This is a genomic window from Ruminococcus gauvreauii (assembly GCF_025151995.1).
GTDB classification, from domain to species: Bacteria; Bacillota; Clostridia; order Lachnospirales; family Lachnospiraceae; genus Ruminococcus_G; species Ruminococcus_G gauvreauii.
Window position 1 is genome coordinate 88675 of record NZ_CP102290.1, and the last position, 19325, is coordinate 107999.

Below are 19325 nucleotides of genomic sequence, written 5' to 3' on the forward strand. Positions count from 1 at the left end.
AATTATAAATATACTTCCTGCAGACTGCAATAATCATATTGGACAGGTGTACACATAGCTGCGTGTTTTTTACTGACAAACTGTCATATACGAAGTATAATTGAATGTAAAAGGAAAGGAAGATGAATGATGGAACCACAGGAAACCAAGTTCTCATTTATATACAGTGAAATTAAGCAGCGCATCTTAAACGGGCAGGTCCTTCCCGGGAACCGGCTGCCATCTTCAAGGGCGCTCTGCAATCACTTTCAGGTGAGCCGATATACAATTAACCGAGTTTTTGATGTGTTGAAAGAAGAAGGAATGATCGAAATTCAGCCTCGTCTCGCTCCAACCGTCCTCGCAGGAACAGATAAACAAAAAACGGAATATATGTTGTATGATGTCCTGAGAAAAAGAGACAGCATTGTGCAGATATATCAAACATTCGCACTGTTATTGCCGCCGCTTCTGGTTTTTGCTTCACAGGACTGTGATCTGGAAATGCTGCCCCATTATAAACAGGCTGCGAAAGTATCACGCCTGGGAATTGCGGCCGGCGGCTGGCGGCCTTCTTCCGATTTTATAAAAGAGGTACTGGAAATTGGGGGTAACCCTCTGCTTGGCAATCTCTATTCGATTTTTGAGCTTTATCACAACCTTAGTTTTTTTACAGAAAGATGTCCTCACTTTTTAGAGAACCTTCTGCAGAATTCTGTATCCGTGACGGGGATTATTATAGATATTTTAAAAGGGAACAATCCTTCTGTGAAACATCAGCAGTTCGCAGATTTAGGACAGAGATTTGCAGACACCATCACTGATACTTTAGAACATTTGGCGAATACGACGCCCCAGTGTCCTCTCCAGGCTCCCGTTTCATTTTCCTGGAAACCGACACGAGGCAAGGATTACTTCTACTCAAGAATCATCAGCGATCTGAACCGGAAAATCGGCAGCGGGGAATATCCCCGCGGAACATTTCTTCCTTATGAGAAACAGCTGTCCGGCCAGTACGGCGTCTCTGTTTCCACAGTCAGAAAAGCATTGGCTGAACTGGAGCAGAGAGGTCTAGTAAAAACCTTAAATGCGAAAGGAACTGTCGTTATAGAACCGGATGATTCCCGGGTGAATCAGATGCTTCCCACTCCACGGCGTTCGCAGGAGGCATTGCAATATCTGCATGCACTACAATTGTTAGTATTAATTATTCATCCGGCAGCCTCCATTGCAGCTCCAAGGTTGTCTCCAACAGATTTAGAAAAACTGGAAGGGACATTCAGTCAGGCTGAATCCATTTATATCATAGCTATGTTTGAAGTCATTTTAAATCATGTTGATCTGAAACCATTGCAGGTGATATTAACCGAAGCTTTTCGTCTTACCGAATGGGGACACTATATTGCTTATTACGATAACAAGAAACTGGTCATACAAAAGCTCAATAAAAAGGTCCTGGAAGCATTCCAATATCTGCGTGAAGGGAATGTGACGGCTTTTGCAGACGGCATTGCAGACTGCTATCGTTACATTTTAAAGCGCGCGAAAGAATATATGATAAAAAAATACAGGTTTTACAGAGCCGCCTATATACAGATTCCAGAAAAATACTAATTTGTATTCACAAGTCTGAAATATCAGTGCAGGGATTCTATTTTTCATTTACTGCTGCCTCTTTTTCTAACATTGCTCCGCTGCCCACCTCTCATAGGCAGATACACTTTCTTTTGGACGCTTCAGTCCTTCTTCCGCCTGCTCTCTCGGACAGGCAAGGTTCATGCGCAGGAACCCTTCTCCATTCCGGTACTCGTTTCCGTCAAGGAGATAAAGACCACTGTAGCTGCGGATAAAGCGGCAAAACTCTGTTCCATTCCCCGCCGCAGGTAAATGCGGCGATGGGCGCCACAGCGGCAAATACATTTGGCTCCGCTACCTCATCTGTATTCAGCCCCCGGCTGACCTTGTGCCGAATGATGTTATCAAATTGAAATTTCATTGTGTCCCCTCCTATTCCTCTGCCTCAAAGGTTATTTCCACAGTTCCTCCCGACAGTGCCTTGACAAACGCCTCTTCTTCTTCGATATGACCAATACGGGTATAATTGTATGAAGTGCTGAAATCCTCGAAGAACAGAACAAGGCAGTCGGAACCAAACAGCATAATATCCCCGGCCTTAATATTTCCCACAATTTCAGAGTTGGCGGGCAGTCCCACGTCCAGATAATAGAATTTTTCATTTCCATTCAATTCCTCCATATCAAGTGTCATAGGAAGTCGCTCCAGAAACGCATGTACCGTCTCATTATCATATAAGGACGCCTGAAATTTCTGCCCGCTTACTTCCACTGTCATTTCCTGCATCTTTTCACCTCCTGTTTCTCTGCTGTTGTCTATACCTTCATCCGTGGATGCTTTTTGTCCATCCTCGGAAATGTCCTCTGGAACTTCTGCCAAAGGATCTTCATCTTCTCCACCTGAACTTTCCACACTGCGTGTTTCTTCCTCTATTGATGGACGAACCGATTGATCTTCGTCTGCGCTGTTTCCGCAAGCAGACAGTGCTAATGCAAAAAGAAGTACCAGCAACACGCTGCAATATCTTTTTTTCATGATAGTTCCCCTTTTAATTTAGAAAATTCCTAACCAGAATCACTGCTCCAAATAGAATTAATATAAGTCTAAATACCCGGTTCATAACAGGCAGGCAGTCCTTTTTTGATTTTTTCCTGAACATGGATGCTGCGCCGGTAAGAGTTCCCCACCAGATATAAGTTCCAATGAAAACACCGCAAACCAAACCGATCCCTTCTGCCAGTCCTGTCTGCCCATGAATCCCAAACCAGGAAAATGCAAACAGGAAAGTGAGAATTGCCGCCGGGTTGGTAATTCCCACCGCAAAGGAAGAAGCAAACATCCGGATACCCATTCCCACAATCAGGCATCCCCCGGCCAGATTAACGATGTTTTGGTATTTTAGTAGAAAGTCTGATATAAGATTGAGTCCAAAGGCTCCGACACAGGCATAAAGACAGTCTGTGACAGAGGAGCCCAAACCGGTTAACAGACCGGCTTTCACACCGTAATTCAAGGTTCTCTGTGCGGTCATTGACACATCCCCTGCAGGCTCTCGATGGTACAGTTAATCAAGGTCAGATTCTTTGCGTTCCAGCCGAGGTATTCCCCGGATATGAAGGAATCATACACCGTTACATTCTCACTGTTCCAGAAGGCATCTTTGGAAAGCATCTTTGCATTATGGATTTCCATATTTTTCACGCCGTCAAAGGAGTAATTCCCCACCAATTCAAGATGATTCTTGGACGTTTTGCCAGAAGGAACAGTGTCTGCGGCATGGACATGTCCCAGAGGGCTTTTCAAACGATACAAATCTATCAATGTTTTAAAATAGTTCATCCTTTTCTCCCTTCCTTCCCTACTCAACAGCAATGCTATAGCCTTGTCCGTAATTTTCTCTGTGGTAATATGTCAGTTCCTTCGTCTCTTGATTCATAACAATGCTCCACTCTGTAGATTCAAATTCACCGAAGTTATCTTTGCGCACACTGTCCAGCGCATCCCTTACGTCAGTCTCAGTCATGGTTTTCTTTTCTTCCAGCGTTTCGCTTAGAATGTCGAATCTTTCATGGGACTGGGATGTTCCAATTCCCTGTTTTTCACCTTCAGACAGATAAAAATTAGTGACAACAGGTGTTTCTGTAACACTCATCTCATTGTCTACATATTCCACGACTACGCTGTTCCCAGCTGTATCAGAAAGAGCCAGATGGATCATTATTCCCATGGATGCATGTAAGTTGTATTGCTCCAGTAAGCTTAGCGCTTCCTCTACATTTGCAGCCTGATCAAGAAGGAGACGAATGGCTGTAGTGGTGGTAATGTCCGGCTTCCCGGTATCCTGCTCTATGGTATCGGTGTCTTCAATCATGTTGACAGATACGGCTAATCCCTCTTCGTTCATGCCGTCCAGCGGCGCATACATCCCGATGATTGCCTGTGCCGTGTCCGGAAGCCTTGAAATGTCCAGACCTCCTGCCTGGATAAAGTCTATGTTGACTGAGGAAACAGATAATCCATCCTCCAGTTCTGTTATATCAGTATCTGGTGTGATGGTATTCTTCGCCATGTTTTCTCCCTCTGCTGTTTTTGTCTGTACTGTATTTTCAGATGTATTTGTATTTTGTGCACACCCGGTTACAATACTAAAGATCAGGGTGATCATGCATACTATGCATAATTCCCTCTTCATTTCTTTTGCACTCCTTTCATCTGTTAATACTGTAAGCCCCAGGAATAACATGCGGCTAACAAAAAGATAAACAATTTCTAAACTGCTTTTATCATAACATTCATAATTTCAGATAACCAATACTTATAAATAATGTATTTGTATAGTTTTAAACAATTTATTTTTGCGTTACATTATGAATCTACATTATGAACAAAAGAGGCTGCTTAAGAGTAAGCATGACTCTTAAACAACCTCTTTCTCTTCTTTCCTTGTACTGTTTGGCATTTCTGCTATTTGTCCTCTCTGACCCACACCTGCCCAAATAATACATCATCATTTAATTCAGCAAACTTTGGTGCAAAATCTCCCAGTTTATCCTTTCCCGCAGTTACCTTTTCCATCTCAATCATCCTTAACTGCTTTTTTATTCCCGCGAGCAACGAGCCAAATAGCCATGCTTGTATGGACATTTACTGCTACATACTTTCCTCGAAAATCTTCTTGATTTCTTCCTGTGTCAGCACCTTATATCCACCTTCCATAACAAGGGTACTCTTCACAAGTCCATCCAGCATGTCTTCTGTCGCACCAAGCTCACGGATGTTCATCACTACCCCGATTTCTTTCATCCATGCCTCCATGGCATTTAATCCTTCTGCTGCTATTTCTTCATCCGATTTTCCTTCCGGATTTATATCCCACACATTCATGGCGAACCGTTTAAATTTTTGAAGTCCATAAGGCATGATATGGCGGTAATATGGCAGGGATACTGCAGAAAGCGTCATTCCATGGGTTGCATCTGTGTGAGCCCCCACTGCCTGGCCAAGCATGTGCACCATCCAGTCTGTGGATTTGCCCATAGCCACCAGCGTATTCAACGCCCAGGTAGCTGTCCACATGATATTACTTCGGGCCTCATAATTTTCCGGTTCTTTGACTGCGATTCTGCTGCTGTGTATGAGTGACCGCATCAGCCCCTCCATCAGATAATCAGAGGTATTGTCATCCTCCCCGGAGAAATACTGCTCACATATATGATTCATAATATCATAAAAACCGGCAACCATCTGGTACTTCGGAAGCGAATAGGTAAAGGTTGGATTTAATATCGCAAACTTTGGAAATACCCGGTCCCCAAACACATGCCCGATCTTCAATTTACTTTCATGATTTGTGATAACTGCTCCGCCATTCATCTCTGACCCTGTGCCAACCATTGTCAGCACACAGCCTACCGGAATGATTCCTGTATCTTTATCCACATCCTCAATCTTCAGATAGTACTTTTCCCATGGATCTTCCTTGCAATTGACAGAAATGGAAACCGCCTTGGCATAATCACAGCATGAGCCTCCACCCACTGCCAGGATAAAGTCCACTTGATTGTCTCTTGCAATCTGAACACCCTCATACAGTTTCTCCACCGTCGGATTTGGCATAACGCCGCCATCCTCGAAGATTTCTTTTCCATTTGCTTTTAATATAGCAGTTACTTTGTCATAGATTCCGTTTTTCTTAATGGAACCGCCGCCGTATACAAGCTGTACGTTCTTTCCGTACTTTGGAAGTTCCTCATTTAGATAATCTAAAGAATCCTCTCCAAAATATAATTTTGTAGGGTTTGAAAACACAAAATTTCCTAACATAATATCATTCTCCTTTCTGTTAAAAATCTTTTAATTCGTTTCGTTCTTCTTTCAATTCATTCCTACTACAGTCTTTACCATCGGATCATCTGCCGCTCCCACTGCCTCAAATACAATATCAAATCCGCCGTCTGTAGCTTTTTTGAAAGAAGACGCCCGCTGCGAATCAGTTCCATCAAAATACTCATCAAAAATACCAATTTCCTTTGCTTTTTGAATTTTAACATCATTCACCTCTGACATAGCCACATAGGATGCCCCTGCCTTCTTGGACAGCTCGCCCAGCATCTGCCCAATTATGCCGCTGCCAACTACCAGAACCTTGTCATGGAGCTTGATTTCTGAACGGCGGATGGCGTGGTAGGCAACCATAAGCGGGTCTATCTAATCACGATTTCGCCGGGTTTCAGTGCCGGGATCGGCACTTCCTTAATCTCAATTTTCTGCGGTCCCGTCAATACGGCCGCTTTCATCATTCTCCGTTTCATAATCGAAATTTTCCTTCTATTCTTGTAAACTCTCTATCCATGTCTGCACTTCATCTTCGGAAACACCGGAGCTAAAGCGTTCTCCTGTAAGCCACTTCCCACTGCCGGCCAGCTCTTCCAGAGTCTCTGCGCTGGAGCCGATCCCGCTGCCTCCGGAAGTACAGAACGGAATGACTGTAAGTCCGTCAAAATTGTAATGTTCCACAAAGGTACTCATGATACGCGGAGCCTGCCCATGCCAGATGGGATATCCAAGGTACAGCGTAGTAAATCCGTTCATTACAATGTCCTCACTGCCGATCTCCGGGCGTGCGGCTGGATCATCCATCTCCTGTGAGGTGCGGCTCTGATCGTTACTATAATCCAGGTCTTCCTCAGTATATGGATTGGCAGGGACAATCTCGTAGAGTTCTCCTCCCGTAAATTCTGCAATCTGTTCCGCTGCCGCCTTCGTATTGCCGGTCGCAGAAAAATATGCAATTAATACATCTGTTCCAGCATCCGGCTCCGCGTCCATAGCAGAAGTTTCCGTACTCTGTTCTGTTCCGGAATCCTGTACATCCGTATTGTTTTCAGCAGGTGGGCTGCCGTTACTGCAGGCAGTCAGGCCAAAACTCAAACATACTGCGATGAAAAGGCTGGTTAATTGTCTCATTTTTTTCATATTTTTTGTTTCTCCTTTTGCTCTGTCTGTATTTTTAAACATAAAGATAAACATTTTGTAGACTAAATGCTGCCCATCATAGCTTTCATTTCTTCCATGTATTTTGGAATGTCATATCCCTGTGGGCAGTGTTCTTTGCAAGAACCGCATCCCACACAGGCAGCTGGCTGCTTTTCTTGTACGACAGCTTTTAAACTATTGAGGCGCCATGCACCACCAAGTTTTGCTTCATTGTAAGATTTAAGCAGTAAGGGAATATCCAATCCACTGGGACAATCCGGACAGCAATAACGGCAGCCTGTACATGCTACCGCCAAGGCAGAATACTGAATCCTTGCAGCCGTTTTTATTTTTTCTTGTTCTTCTCCTGTAAGGGGGACTGCTTTTTCAAAGGTATCTATGTTATCAAATACCTGAGCTTCATCACTCATCCCACTTAAAACAACCTGTACATTTTCAAGACCCATCACCCATCTCATTGCCCAGGAAGCCAAAGATGCATCCGGCGTTGCTGCCTTTAATTCTCTGCCTGCCTCTTCCTCAAGATTTGCAAGCAATCCACCGTGTACTGGCTCCATGACCATAACCGGTATTTGTGCCTCAGTCAGTATTTCATATAACTGTTTTGCATCTCCATAATACCAGTCATAATAATTTAACTGTATTTGTACGAAATCCCACGGATAGGCTTCTAGGATTTCCGAAAGTTCTTCCGGACTGCCATGATAAGAAAAACCAAGATATTTGATTTTCCCTTGCTTTTTCATAGTGTCGAAATAGAAAATGCAACCACACGCTAACATGGTATCCGCAAAACTATCCTGAATCCCATGCAGAAGATAAAAATCAATATATTCCATTTGAAGCCGTTCCAACTGTTGGACAAATTGTGCACGGTAATCCGGGTTTGCCTGCAGATTAAATTTATCTGCCAAATAAAAACTATTGCGGGGGTAATCAGATAATGCCTCTCCTAAAAAAGTTTCTGAATTTCCGCCATGATAAATGTAAGCTGTATCATAATAATTGATACCAATTTTCATGCAACGGTCTATAAGTTTTTTGGCTGCTTCATACTGAATCTTGGAATCATCCTGATCTGCTACCGGCAGCCTCATAACTCCCATGCCCAGCCTGGAAAGCATGATACCGTCTTTATATTCTTTATATTGCATTATATTTTACCCTCCTTGTTTGAGAATGAGCCTTTTACAGAAACGCACCATTGCAGACCTGCAGCACCTGCCCACGGACAGCTCTGCCCATCTTGCTGGCCAGATACAGGCAGGCATATGCCTGATCCATTGCTTCACATTCCGGGCCCGGAAAATAAACATAATGGCCGCTGTATTTCAGCATTTCATTTCCTCCCGGCTGCTCTCCCGCCTTGTTGGCAAGGTGTGCCGGTGTGATTGTTGCCCCGGGTGCTACGGCGTTACATCTGATATTTGTATCAATCAGCCGCATTGCCACATTTTTTGTCAACGTGTTCAATGCGCCTTTTGTAGAAGTATAAGTTGCGCCGCAGAAAGGACGGTTTCCATTTACAGAAGAAATATTTATAATGACTCCTTCATTTTTAGGCATGAATATCTTTAATGCTTCTCTGATATACCTCATCGGTCCTCCCAGATTGGTGTTCATTACCTGCATCATCCATTCATCATCGGTCTCGTCAATCATCTTCTGTTCGCCGATTCCTGCGTTATTAATCAGGATATCCAAGTCTCCGAAAGTCTCTATTGTCTTCTCCATAACCTTCTTTGTGTCTGCCGTGGAACAGGTATCCGCAACAATTCCAATTGCCTTTCCACCCCTTTTGCAAATTCCCTCTACTGCCTGATTCAGTTTCTCCTTTCCTCTGGCGGTCAGGACAACACTGGCACCTTCCTCTGCAAAAAGTTCCGCCATAGTCTGTCCCATTCCATAGCTTGCCCCGGTAATAACCGCAACTTTTCCTTCTAACATTTTTGCTTCCATGATTTACAATCTCCTTTTTCCTTTTATAAGCTCCAGCTTATACTCCTTTTCCCATACGGTATGCTTTTTCCAGAGCCGGATGTTGTTCCATCTCATCCGCTTTATCCACTCCGCCTGCAAATACGGTTCCTGCAAGAGACGCTTTTTCAAAACAGGAAATCCATCCGTTCAGTCCTGTAAGCGCTCCGTTCACGGCATCCTCATTTTCGTCTGCCGCTGTTGCCAGCAGATAAATTTTCCGGAACCTGTAATCTGCAAAATAAAGCGGATTAGCCCGGTCAAGTATGGTTTTCATCTGCCCGCTCATCTCGTAATAATAAACAGGTGTGGCAAATACGATTGTATCTGCCGTCAGCATTTTCCCGGCAATGGTATTGGCATCATCTCCAATGACACATTTTCCTGTGTGCTGACAGGCAAGACAGCCCCGGCAAAAACCAATCTTTTTATCTCGGATTTCTATCTTCTCTACAGAATGACCCGCTGCTTTGGCCCCGCTCATAAATTCATCAGCCAAGCGTTCTGAATTGCTCCCTTTTCGCAGACTGGTTGAAATGATTAAAATATTTTTTTTCATCTTTTCTTCTCCTCGTTTTTTAATTTGGTATACTAAATAGTCCAGACAGTAAATCTTCTTCTCTTCCCTGTGCACGTTACTCAGAAGCCGTCTCCTGTGCTTTTCCAATAGTTCCAGTTGTTTCTCTTTCTGATTTTCATCCAGATATAAAAGAAAATCTTGAATGGTTTCCATCCTACACCCGGCATCCTTCAGGTTTTGTACTAACTCTTCTTTGGATTCTGAATTTATCATTAATTGTGCAGCACCTCCTACATTATTTCTGCTCTATGTATAGTATAATTTGGCCGCCATACAATAGCAAATATTTATATTTAATTGTTATGTATAATTGAAACCTATTTATTTTTATGTTAGACTTAGCCTAACTGATATACAGAATCATAACAATATTATATAAAATTAAGGGGATGTCATATGGAATTACGGGTACTTCAGTATTTTTTGGCAATTGCCAGGGAGCAGAGCATTGTACGGGCAGCCCAGTCACTGCACCTTTCACAGCCTACTCTTTCAACCCAGATTAAAAATATGGAAGAAGAATTGGGAAAACAGCTCTTGATACGCGGAACCAAAGGGTCACGGAAAGTCACACTGACTGAAGAAGGAATGATTTTGCGGAAACGCGCAGAAGAGATACTGGATCTGGTTAAAAAGACAGAGAAAGAAATAACCGTCGCCGACGATATCACTGTGGGTGATATCTATATCGGAGCCGGCGAGACAGATGCAATACGCCTGATTGCCAAAACCGCAAAAAAACTGCAGCAATCCCATCCCGGCATTCATTATCATATATCCAGCGGAAATTCTGAATTTGTCACAGAACGTCTGGAAAAAGGATTGATTGATTTCGGTCTGGTATTTACCAACATAGATTTGACAAGATTTGATGCACTGAAAATGCCTGCCAGAGATGTCTGGGGTGTTCTCATGCGGAAAGATTCAGCTCTGGCACAGAAAGAATCTATTACTCCAAAGGATTTATGGGACAAGCCCTTGATCTTTTCACAGCAGGAGGATAAAGGAGGAAGTGTCACACAGTGGATAAAACGAAAAGCCTCTGATTTAAACATCGCAGCTACTTATAATCTTATATTCAATGCTTCCTTAATGGTGGATGAAGGTCTTGGATATGCAATTACCTTTGACAGAATTATCAATACGACTGGTGACAGTAATCTTTGTTTCCGTCCACTAAACCCACCGCTTGAAAGTGAGATGAGTATTATCTGGAAGAAATATCAGGTACTGTCAAAGCCTGCCGAAAAATTCATTGGGGCACTGCAGGAACAACTATACTCAGACAGCAGATCATCCGGTATACCCCTGTAATCCTTCCAAGATGTTTTGAAAGCCAGAATCCGTAGACAAAAATAAATACAAAGACAGCACCCAGCAGAAGCACAATACTATTACGGAATATCGGCGAAATTCTTTTACAATTTTAATGCCTGCTGCCCGCAGATGATTTCGCTGTTTAAATAAGTCTTTTGCGCCCCTTGACAAACGGCATCTGCTTCCTTCAAATGCCCCAGAAGAAGCGGAGAATCCGGGTCGTGGTACCTGTAATTTTCAAATGCTCTCTTTGGGTTCTTGTTTGCGTAGCAGTATTTACAGCCATTCATGCAGGTATCGTAGGCACCGATGTCCCGACTTTCAATGCAATGGCAGCCCTGGCGCATTCCTTTATGCTTCAAGTCCCTGAACACAACACCGTTTGCACCGCCAAGAATATCAAGTGTCAGACACCCGGAAGAATGTATCCCATATTGCGAATAATCGCCGTTTGTCCCGCAGGTCTGAATGTATAAACCATATTTGGCGGCCGTCTCACCTAAACCTTTTGCCAGGGCAGCCTTGTCCAAATCTGAGAGCAGTATCAGCTCCGGCATATTTGTTTCCAGCTTTTTATACATCTCTACAAAGCTGAAAATGCAGCGATCAACGAAAGGGGCAAGTTCCTTTGCCATCTTCTCAAAAGTATTCAGATGGGTTTGAATCGTATATTTTTCTGTCAGCAGCACAGGGTCATACCGCCATGCAACACGCTGTTTTCCGACAATAGCCGACAGTTTCTTCAGCGTTTCCATACTTTTTTCAATGGCCGGCACACCGGGTTCAAGATCCTTGCCATAAGCGGTTATGGTATAGTGAAAATAGGTGTTGAATCGGCTCGTAATATCTGTCAGATCATTTAGTATCGGCTCGTAATCCTTGGAGCAAAATGCGACGCAATCAACCTTGTCCGGAGTTAATTCATAGCGGGTAACCTTATTGGGAAACAGCGGGTTACGCGAAAGCACATAGCCTTCTTTAAAACGTTTCAACAGCCATTTCGTGTAATACTGGACAGTATCTGTTCTGCCTCCTGTGTTAAGTATCATGCTTCAGCCCCCCTTCCATTGATTAAATCCGTCAGGTTTTTTGTAAATCTCCGCGACAGGCTGATTAACTGCTCCTGTTCCTCTGATGTGAACATGGACATGGCGGTATCCTCAGATTTCGTAATGTGTGTCACCGGAACTTTCGCATAAGCCCGCCCCTCATCTGTCATTGCCACAAGTTTATTTCTCCCGTTATCCGGGTCTTCACAAATGGTAACGTACCCATCCTTCAAAAGATTTTTTATAATCAGATTTACTGTCTGCTTTGATTGAAATGTTTTCTGACAAATATCCCGCTGTGTCATGCCCGCCTTTGCATAATAGAGAACATTCAAAACAAGCAGGGTTTTCATAAGCATCCCATTTTTTTTGGCGTATTCATCATAGAGAGCAAACTGTTCATCTCGGAACTTGCAATACAGGTATGCGTTTTGTTTATCGTCCTTTGTCATAATCATCGTCCTTTCAGCAAATCTCCTTATGGTCAATTTATTTACTATATTATGATAGATGTTTTTGATCACAATGTCAATCGGTTTTTATCTCAAATCAAAATAACAGAGGACTTTTGCACACGCAAAAGTCCTCTGAAATGTCCGGGCTGCTCTTTTATCTTTCAGTGCTGCTGCGACCTTTATAAAAATGTGAATACCGGCCGTATAATGTATTGGCGCTCAGGTAAATCAAAGTCCAGACCACACAGTGCACAAGCAGTGCAGCCAGTGCAGTCCACACCCCCTGAGTCTGTCCGGACTGCAGATCCATCAGACCGTAAAATGCTGCGCTGGAAGGCAGCAGATATGTCCATATCCTCGCAGTGCTGTCTGAAGGGATGGTCAGATAAAACATGATAGGAGGAGCAATATACAGGAGCATGAAAATCTTGATATAAATGATACCGATCATCAGTCCCCCCGAAATACGTCCGATAAACAGTCCTGTCAGCGCTGCAAGGAATGCCGACAGGATGAGCACGCATACGAAGGAAATGAGCTGCCGGACTTCGATTCTCATGCAGACAGCCGCTGCCGCCGCTGCCGACAGGATGCCCCCGGCGAACCCCAGTATTATTTTCTGGATCATATAATCTGCAGCCGATATCGGCAGTATCTCGTTGATAAAGGTGATCCCGTCTTCTTTTTCACCGATCATACTCATCGCATTAAATGTACACCCCATGAACATGGCAGTGACCAGCGTTATCACAATCAGGAGTGATTTCAGGCTGTCGCTGCTTCCTCCCGCAGGAATGACTGTCCTGCCGCACACATCTGCCGTATCACGATTCTCGAAAAGCCCGGGAAGCGTATCAGCGATAACGGTATTTATCCTCAGTTCGTCCCCGGAGAGAATCGTTTTGATCCCATCGCCGTCCGAAAGAACACCGATCATCTGAGTTGCCGGATCATTGACACCGTCGTATAACGACTCTGTCGTATCAAATACGGTCACGCGTCCGTTGCTTTCCAGCCAGGCGATGCACTCTTCGCGCAGATCGCCTGAGAGAATGCCGAACGATGTCTCATAGACAGATGAAAAGCCGGCACCTGACAACAGATTGATGGCAAATGCAGCAGCGATTGGCAGCAGAAACGTCAGAATACACATTTTATCCCGCCAGACATTTTTAAGCTGATATCTCAGTCCGGTCACATTACCCCTCCTTTACCATCTCATGGACAAGTGCTCTGTACACCAGGCAATATAACAGAACGACTGCTGCCGCACAGGAAAAATAATAGAGAACCGATGCAGACGGTTCCAGAAAGTATGCGTTCTTGACTGCCATGAACATATGATACATCGGATGATACCTGATCAGGCTCAGCGCAGCCCCGGTCTGTCCTGCGAGAAACACCGGAGTCGTGATGAATACAGCAAGCACCAGATATAAAAGTGAAAACTGTTTAAAATCAGGCAGCCGCACCGCACACAGGAAACCAACGAGCGCCATAATCAGAGACAAAATACCGGATTGTACCAGTACGGCGGGCAGTACTGCTGTTCCCTCCTGCACTCCGAGGTTGACAAGCGTCAGGAAGATGACAAACACCAGGTCAGACATCAGGAAAATGCATAACTTCGACAGTATAAACGCCGCAGTACTCACCGGGAGTATGCCGTGAACCCGGATCACACCCATCTGTTTTTCCTTAAACAGCATGGACGCCAGTCCCAGAAAACCGACAGCAGCCAGTTCAAAAAACAGAACTTCTGCCGTGATCTCCCTGCGGTTTTTCATCTCCTTGCTGTCAGTACCGATGAGATCCGCCCGTGTTACGTGTTCGGGACTCAATCTGGACAGCGCCCAGGCCGCCCGGTAATTGTCCGTACTATACACACCGGATGATACCATATAGATTTCCGGGCTGCTGCCTGAAGCGTCGATGCCGACAGCATATCCATCCGCACATGCCTCTTTCAGTTCATCCATGCCGGCAGCCATGACCACATTCTCAGACACCGTCTCCTGCGTATTGTGAGGGTCATACAGATAAACCGGATAAATGTCCTGGTCTGTATTCACAAAGACAAAGTTGATGTAACAGGAATAAAGAATCAGAGAACCTGCGGCGAGCAGCAGAAATTTACTGGACAGCATCAATCGGAAGTCCTTTTTTAACAATGAACAAAATATCCTGCGCATCATTCCAGCCCCCTCCCGGTGTACTTCATATATACATCTTCCAGAGTTGGTTCCTGTAAATGGCTGCTGTTTTCTCTTTTCAGTTTCCAGGGTGCCCCCAACGCTTTGATATTCCCATCTGCAATAAACGCAACCCGGTCGCACAACAGGTCCGCATCCATCATATTATGCGTCGTCAAAAAGATGGTGGTCCCCTTCTCTTTTTCTTCCCGTATGATGCTGCGGAAAAGCACCGCCCCTGCGGGGTCGAGCCCGCTTGTCGGTTCATCCAGAAACAACAGTTTTGGATTATTAATCAGCGCCCTTGCCATACTGACCCGCTGCCTCATGCCTTTCGAATAGGAGGCAACCGGCTTTTTCAGATAATCTCTCTTAAATTCCAGTTTATCCAGCAGCTCCCTGGCATCCCTGCACTGTTCCCTGGGATAGAAAGATGCAAAATAATTAAGATTATCGAGTGCACTCAGATTTGTATACAGATATGGAAATTCGAAAAGCACCCCCGTTTTTTCCTGGAATTTTTTTCTCTCATGCCCCAGCTCCTGTCCGAATACCTGAACATGACCTCCGTAGCCTTTAAGAACACCCGTTAAAATCTTCTGTGTTGTGGATTTTCCGGAACCGTTTGGACCCAGAAATCCAAAAATTTCTCCTTCTGATACCGTAAATGTCAGCCCATGAAGTGTCTGTTTGTTTTTCCGATAAGAAAACGTTAAATCATTGACCCTTATCATTCCATTCCACCCCATTTATCACGACTGCCTGTTTTGTTTTTCTCCTGCCGCCTTCCCCACCACTTTACAAATTTAATTTTCAGAGGAATACAGACCGTAGCTGCAATGACAATGACCAGCCACCAATACCACTCCATACCTAAGATCATATTCACATCGGCCTCCTTTTGATTTGATACGGTTAGTATAGAAAGCCTCGGTGAATTCAAAGTGCGGGCGCGGTGAAATCCGGGTGAAATAAAAGCCCCTCTGCTCTGTATTGAAGAGCCGGGGGGCGCCGTTATGACCTTATAAAATTGTTGAAAAACGAAAGTGAAATTCCACTCCGTCCGTGTGATTTCGGACGCCGTAAGGAGCATGATACAGGGAGAGAATCTGAGCAGCCATGGCAAGTCCCAGTCCGGAACCGCCGCTTGCGGAGTTCTCTCCGCGATAAAACTTTTCCCATATCCTGGGCAGTTCCCTTTCGGGTATTACATCTCCATGATTAAATATGGAAAAATCAAGATGCCGTTCTGCGCATGCAATCGTCAGCCGGATTTCCCCGCCCGGACGAACATACTTTTTCGCGTTTTCAATCAGATTGCCCACTACTTGTTCCATGCGGCGCTTATCCGCCAGAACAAACACTTTTTGTTCCGGCAGTTCATAAGAAAAACTAAAATTGATCCCCGGTGCATCGACCAATAAACGTCCGGCAACGGTCTCTGCAAGTTCTATGAAATCAAAACGTTCCTCTGTAAGTTTTGCAGCACCTGACTCCAGTGCGGAGAGCTCAAGCAGCGAGACGATCAGATCGTTCATGCGGTCCGCAGCCGACAGGATGGAATCCATGTACTGCAGTTTCTTTTGTTCATCCGTCTCTTCCTTTAACCCCTCCGTATAAGCCCTGATCAGGCCGAGCGGTGTCTTCATCTCATGCGACAGGCTGTCCGCCAGTTCTTTTCTCTGTTCCAGCGCCTCCTGCAGATTAGCAGACATTTTGTTCAGGCTCTGTGACAGCTCACCAAATTCGTCCTTCGTGTGAACCGTACAGTGTGCGGTAAAATCCAGCTCTGCCATTCGACGGGCGGTATCCCTGATCTCTTTCAGTGGTTTTGATATCATTTTTCCCAGCATGAAATCAACCCCAAGGATTACACCGATCATTAAGACAAACCAGCTCCAGAAAGCTATGTTGTGATCTGCCGGCAGTTCCGAAGTGATCAGATAAAATATCACAATTGTTCCGCCGGTCAGTTTTGAGAGCAGCAGGACCTTCTTCCGGACCGTATTCAGCTCTCGGAACATTTTCTTGTTTTCCATGGCTATACCTCGAATTTATAGCCGGAGCGTATCAGCGTAACAATGTGACGCCCCTCATTTCCAAGCTTTTGACGCAGTGTTTTTATATGCGTATCGACAGTTCTCGTACTTCCCTCGAAATCATAACCCCAGATACGGTTCAGCAGCTGTTCCCTGGAAAATACCTGATCTTTATTTCTGATAAAAAACAGCAGCAGCTCATACTCTTTATGCGTTAATCCGACAACTTCTCCGGATACGGTAACGGTGTGGGATACCGGCTGCAGTACAATCTCACCCGCCATAAGCACATCTTTTTGGTCAGACATTTTAGAACGGCGCAGCAATGCATTCACCTTTGCCAGAAGAATTTTGGGACTGAATGGTTTCGTCATATAGTCGTCCGCACCGTATTCATATCCTTTCAGCTTATCATCCTCGTCACTTTTGGCTGTCAGGAACATAATCGGTATATCGTACATTTCACGCGCAAGACGGCAGACCGCAAAACCGTCGATGTGCGGCATCATGATATCCAGGATGACCAAATCCACCGGATGATGCTTCAGGATGGTGACTGCATCAATACCGTCATCGGCAGGAATGCAGGAATGACCGCCCCGATTTAAAAAATCAACAATAATGCTCTGCATCTCTTTTTCATCTTCCGCGATCAGAATCACCGCCATAGCATAGTCCTCCTGTTATCTGTCTATGTTCATCCCATGCCGGAATAAAACAGGCGGGCAGTCATGGGACTTACCCGCCTTGCATATTTCCGCGTGGCTGCTCTATATCAGCCCCATACCTTCTAAAATTTGAAGCGCCTGCTGAACATCCGTATCCGCCACAAAAATGTCCTCGCCATATTTTGAATTGCCTGCGTATATATTCAGAATCCCCGCGTTTCCCAAATCCTTTTTGTATGCGGGAATTCCGCTGTCTTTTAACTCATTCAAAATCATCTCCGCCTGCAGATTATCCTGTGCGGTAAATATTTTAACCGGGCTGCGTTCCATATGCCTGTTCCTCCGTTTCTGACCTGGTATTGCTCTATAACGTCGTAAAAGTTTTACATACGATCTTCCAGGTGTCATCCGACTTTACCAGGTGGAAATAGTCTTCCACGTATGCTGCACCAAAAAAATTATCGACTGCGATGGATGCCGTAGCTATCTTGCCTGTCACATGAATAGAGGTAACGACATACCGACAGTCTATCCCCTGTTCTGCCATGGATGGTTTGGAGGCAAGATCCTGAAAAAATGGCTCGGGAGTACCGGATAAACGGGCGTCTCCCAGATATCCGTACATGGCAGCCTCTTCTGAAAAAATGGTTCTGAGTTTTTTAATATCGGCATGTTTGACTGCTCCAAAATATCCGTCCAGCAAATTCTTAATTTGTTCCTCATCTGAATAATGTAAATTCATAACAACACCCCTTTCCCAATATCATTATTTTTATCATAACACAAAAATGTCATACGGGCAATCAGGTCTCCCGCCATTTATATCAGTTAAGTTTACTACATTTCTTAGATACAAGCCAGCAAATAAATGAATCGGACAGCTTTTTCTTTTGTCAAGAAATCTGAGACTAAGTATATTGACTTGTCAATATCTTTGTGATATCATAATGATATCATTTAGAACGGAGGACTTATTATGAAAGAAAAAGTATTATCAAACAAAAAGAATGGCATGCCGGCGCTGCTTCTTACCGTTTTCCTCTATCTGGCAGCCGTGGCAGGATGTGTCATCGGGGGAATCATGGTCAGCAAAGAGAGGACAGCCGCCGTACTGATCGTATCTATTGTATGGCTGTCGATCGGATGGTTTCCGCTGATGGGACTCAAGGTCCTGAAACCTCAGGAGGCTCTGGTTCTGACCCTGTTCGGCAAATATACCGGTACACTCAAGGACGCAGGGTTTTATTATGTCAATCCTTTCAGCACAAGTGTCAATCCGGCTGCCAAAACGAAATTAAATCAAAGCGGTGATGTTGACAGCGGAGAAAAGCGTCCGCTATCGCTGTCAATCAATGGCAGTGCAGTAAATACGGAAAGTGTTAATAAGAAACTCTCACTGAAGATTATGACGCTGAATAACAACCGCCAGAAAATTAATGACTGTCTCGGCAATCCCGTTGAAATCGGCATCGCTGTGACGTGGAGAGTCATCGATACCGCACAGGCAGTTTTTAATGTAGACAATTATAAAGAATATCTGTCTCTGCAGTGTGACGGAGCGCTCAGGAACATTGTGCGTAATTATCCTTACGATGTAGCGCCGAATGTCGATACCACAGGAGACGGCATCGCTGACGAAGGAAGTCTCAGAGGTTCCAGCGAGATTGTGGCTTCCCGTATCCGGGATGAAATACAGAAAAAAGTAACGGATGCAGGTCTCGAAGTGATCGAAGCCCGCATTACTTATCTGGCTTATGCCCCTGAGATCGCTGCTGTAATGCTTCAGAGACAGCAGGCTTCTGCGATCATTGATGCCAGAAAGATGATCGTCGACGGTGCTGTCGGCATGGTGGAAATGGCACTGGAACGCCTGAATGAAAATCAAGTGGTGGATTTAGATGAAGAGAGAAAGGCTGCAATGGTATCTAATCTTCTGGTCGTGCTCTGCGGCAGTCATGATGCACAGCCCATCGTGAATTCGGGCAGTCTGTATTAACA

The 19325-nt window shown here is 44.6% G+C and carries 23 protein-coding genes and 2 pseudogenes; 3 read left to right on the top strand and 22 right to left on the bottom strand.

Annotated elements, in window-relative coordinates:
• Positions 1-126 precede the first annotated feature (126 nt).
• Positions 127-1593, top strand: a complete 1467-nt coding sequence (locus NQ502_RS00410; protein WP_341349392.1) for a GntR family transcriptional regulator — start codon at positions 127-129, stop codon at positions 1591-1593.
• 202 nt (positions 1594-1795) lie between these two features.
• On the opposite strand, the gene NQ502_RS00415 is transcribed toward NQ502_RS00410, so the two are convergent.
• The 12 genes and pseudogenes from NQ502_RS00415 to NQ502_RS00470 form a co-directional block, all read right to left on the bottom strand.
• Positions 1796-1975 carry a hypothetical protein gene (locus tag NQ502_RS00415; protein ID WP_028527850.1) on the bottom strand — a complete coding sequence of 60 codons (180 nt, stop codon included), beginning with the start codon at positions 1973-1975 and terminating at the stop codon, positions 1796-1798.
• 11 nt (positions 1976-1986) lie between these two features.
• Positions 1987-2589, bottom strand: a complete 603-nt coding sequence (locus NQ502_RS00420; protein WP_242830234.1) for a cyclophilin-like fold protein — start codon at positions 2587-2589, stop codon at positions 1987-1989.
• Between the two features lie 13 nt (positions 2590-2602).
• The gene (locus NQ502_RS00425) at positions 2603-3085 is read right to left on the bottom strand and encodes a LysE family translocator (RefSeq protein ID WP_049898050.1); all 483 of its coding nucleotides are present in this window, start codon (positions 3083-3085) and stop codon (positions 2603-2605) included.
• A gap of 2 nt (positions 3086-3087) precedes the next feature.
• Positions 3088-3291 (bottom strand): annotated as a pseudogene (locus NQ502_RS19440) (DUF3737 family protein); the annotation flags it as partial.
• A gap of 121 nt (positions 3292-3412) precedes the next feature.
• On the bottom strand, positions 3413-4246 hold the full coding sequence (locus NQ502_RS00435) for a carcinine hydrolase/isopenicillin-N N-acyltransferase family protein (RefSeq protein ID WP_028527847.1): 834 nt from the start codon (positions 4244-4246) through the stop codon (positions 3413-3415).
• A gap of 275 nt (positions 4247-4521) precedes the next feature.
• Positions 4522-4629: pseudogene (locus tag NQ502_RS00440) on the bottom strand (carboxymuconolactone decarboxylase family protein); the annotation flags it as partial.
• Between the two features lie 75 nt (positions 4630-4704).
• Positions 4705-5877, bottom strand: coding sequence for an iron-containing alcohol dehydrogenase (locus NQ502_RS00445; RefSeq protein WP_028527846.1), 1173 nt, complete (start codon positions 5875-5877; stop codon positions 4705-4707).
• A 51-nt stretch (positions 5878-5928) separates the two neighbouring features.
• The gene (locus tag NQ502_RS00450) at positions 5929-6249 is read right to left on the bottom strand and encodes a zinc-binding dehydrogenase (protein WP_028527845.1); all 321 of its coding nucleotides are present in this window, start codon (positions 6247-6249) and stop codon (positions 5929-5931) included.
• Between the two features lie 132 nt (positions 6250-6381).
• On the bottom strand, positions 6382-7029 hold the full coding sequence (locus tag NQ502_RS00455) for a flavodoxin (RefSeq protein WP_028527844.1): 648 nt from the start codon (positions 7027-7029) through the stop codon (positions 6382-6384).
• A 62-nt stretch (positions 7030-7091) separates the two neighbouring features.
• Entirely contained in the window at positions 7092-8204 is a 1113-nt protein-coding gene (locus tag NQ502_RS00460) for an aldo/keto reductase (protein ID WP_028527843.1), read from the bottom strand.
• 34 nt (positions 8205-8238) lie between these two features.
• Positions 8239-9009, bottom strand: a complete 771-nt coding sequence (locus NQ502_RS00465; protein WP_028527842.1) for an SDR family NAD(P)-dependent oxidoreductase — start codon at positions 9007-9009, stop codon at positions 8239-8241.
• A 37-nt stretch (positions 9010-9046) separates the two neighbouring features.
• On the bottom strand, positions 9047-9820 hold the full coding sequence (locus NQ502_RS00470; RefSeq protein WP_341349391.1) for an NAD(P)H-dependent oxidoreductase: 774 nt from the start codon (positions 9818-9820) through the stop codon (positions 9047-9049).
• Between the two features lie 183 nt (positions 9821-10003).
• Here NQ502_RS00470 and NQ502_RS00475 point away from each other — a divergent pair, with 183 nt between their 5' ends.
• On the top strand, positions 10004-10921 hold the full coding sequence (locus NQ502_RS00475; protein ID WP_028527840.1) for a LysR family transcriptional regulator: 918 nt from the start codon (positions 10004-10006) through the stop codon (positions 10919-10921).
• A 104-nt stretch (positions 10922-11025) separates the two neighbouring features.
• Here NQ502_RS00475 and NQ502_RS00480 read toward each other — a convergent pair whose 3' ends face one another.
• The 10 genes from NQ502_RS00480 to NQ502_RS00525 all read right to left on the bottom strand — a co-directional run bounded on the left by NQ502_RS00480 (position 11026) and on the right by NQ502_RS00525 (position 18069).
• Complete coding sequence (locus tag NQ502_RS00480) at positions 11026-11973, bottom strand: DUF1848 domain-containing protein (RefSeq protein WP_028527839.1); 948 nt, start codon at positions 11971-11973, stop codon at positions 11026-11028.
• On the bottom strand, positions 11970-12425 hold the full coding sequence (locus tag NQ502_RS00485) for a MarR family winged helix-turn-helix transcriptional regulator (protein ID WP_044983058.1): 456 nt from the start codon (positions 12423-12425) through the stop codon (positions 11970-11972). The genes NQ502_RS00480 and NQ502_RS00485 overlap by 4 nt, the downstream gene beginning before the upstream one ends.
• 157 nt (positions 12426-12582) lie before the next feature.
• Positions 12583-13626 (bottom strand): ABC transporter permease, encoded by a 1044-nt coding sequence (locus NQ502_RS00490; RefSeq protein WP_028527837.1) that lies wholly within the window; start codon positions 13624-13626, stop codon positions 12583-12585.
• A gap of 1 nt (position 13627) precedes the next feature.
• Positions 13628-14623: an ABC transporter permease gene (locus tag NQ502_RS00495; RefSeq protein ID WP_327240953.1), complete on the bottom strand. Its 996-nt coding sequence runs from the start codon at positions 14621-14623 to the stop codon at positions 13628-13630.
• Positions 14620-15354: an ABC transporter ATP-binding protein gene (locus tag NQ502_RS00500; RefSeq protein ID WP_028527835.1), complete on the bottom strand. Its 735-nt coding sequence runs from the start codon at positions 15352-15354 to the stop codon at positions 14620-14622. The genes NQ502_RS00495 and NQ502_RS00500 overlap by 4 nt, the downstream gene beginning before the upstream one ends.
• Positions 15351-15509, bottom strand: a complete 159-nt coding sequence (locus tag NQ502_RS00505; RefSeq protein ID WP_156887900.1) for a hypothetical protein — start codon at positions 15507-15509, stop codon at positions 15351-15353. Before NQ502_RS00505 ends, NQ502_RS00500 begins: the two co-directional genes overlap by 4 nt.
• Before the next feature lie 133 nt (positions 15510-15642).
• Positions 15643-16659, bottom strand: a complete 1017-nt coding sequence (locus NQ502_RS00510; RefSeq protein WP_044983043.1) for a sensor histidine kinase — start codon at positions 16657-16659, stop codon at positions 15643-15645.
• 2 nt (positions 16660-16661) lie between these two features.
• Complete coding sequence (locus tag NQ502_RS00515; protein ID WP_028527833.1) at positions 16662-17327, bottom strand: response regulator transcription factor; 666 nt, start codon at positions 17325-17327, stop codon at positions 16662-16664.
• A gap of 102 nt (positions 17328-17429) precedes the next feature.
• Positions 17430-17657, bottom strand: coding sequence for a putative signal transducing protein (locus NQ502_RS00520; protein WP_028527832.1), 228 nt, complete (start codon positions 17655-17657; stop codon positions 17430-17432).
• A 34-nt stretch (positions 17658-17691) separates the two neighbouring features.
• Positions 17692-18069, bottom strand: coding sequence for a nuclear transport factor 2 family protein (locus NQ502_RS00525; protein ID WP_028527831.1), 378 nt, complete (start codon positions 18067-18069; stop codon positions 17692-17694).
• A 234-nt stretch (positions 18070-18303) separates the two neighbouring features.
• On the opposite strand from NQ502_RS00525, the gene NQ502_RS00530 reads away from it, so the two are divergent.
• Positions 18304-19323 carry an SPFH domain-containing protein gene (locus NQ502_RS00530; RefSeq protein WP_028527830.1) on the top strand — a complete coding sequence of 340 codons (1020 nt, stop codon included), beginning with the start codon at positions 18304-18306 and terminating at the stop codon, positions 19321-19323.
• Positions 19324-19325: the final 2 nt, after the last annotated feature.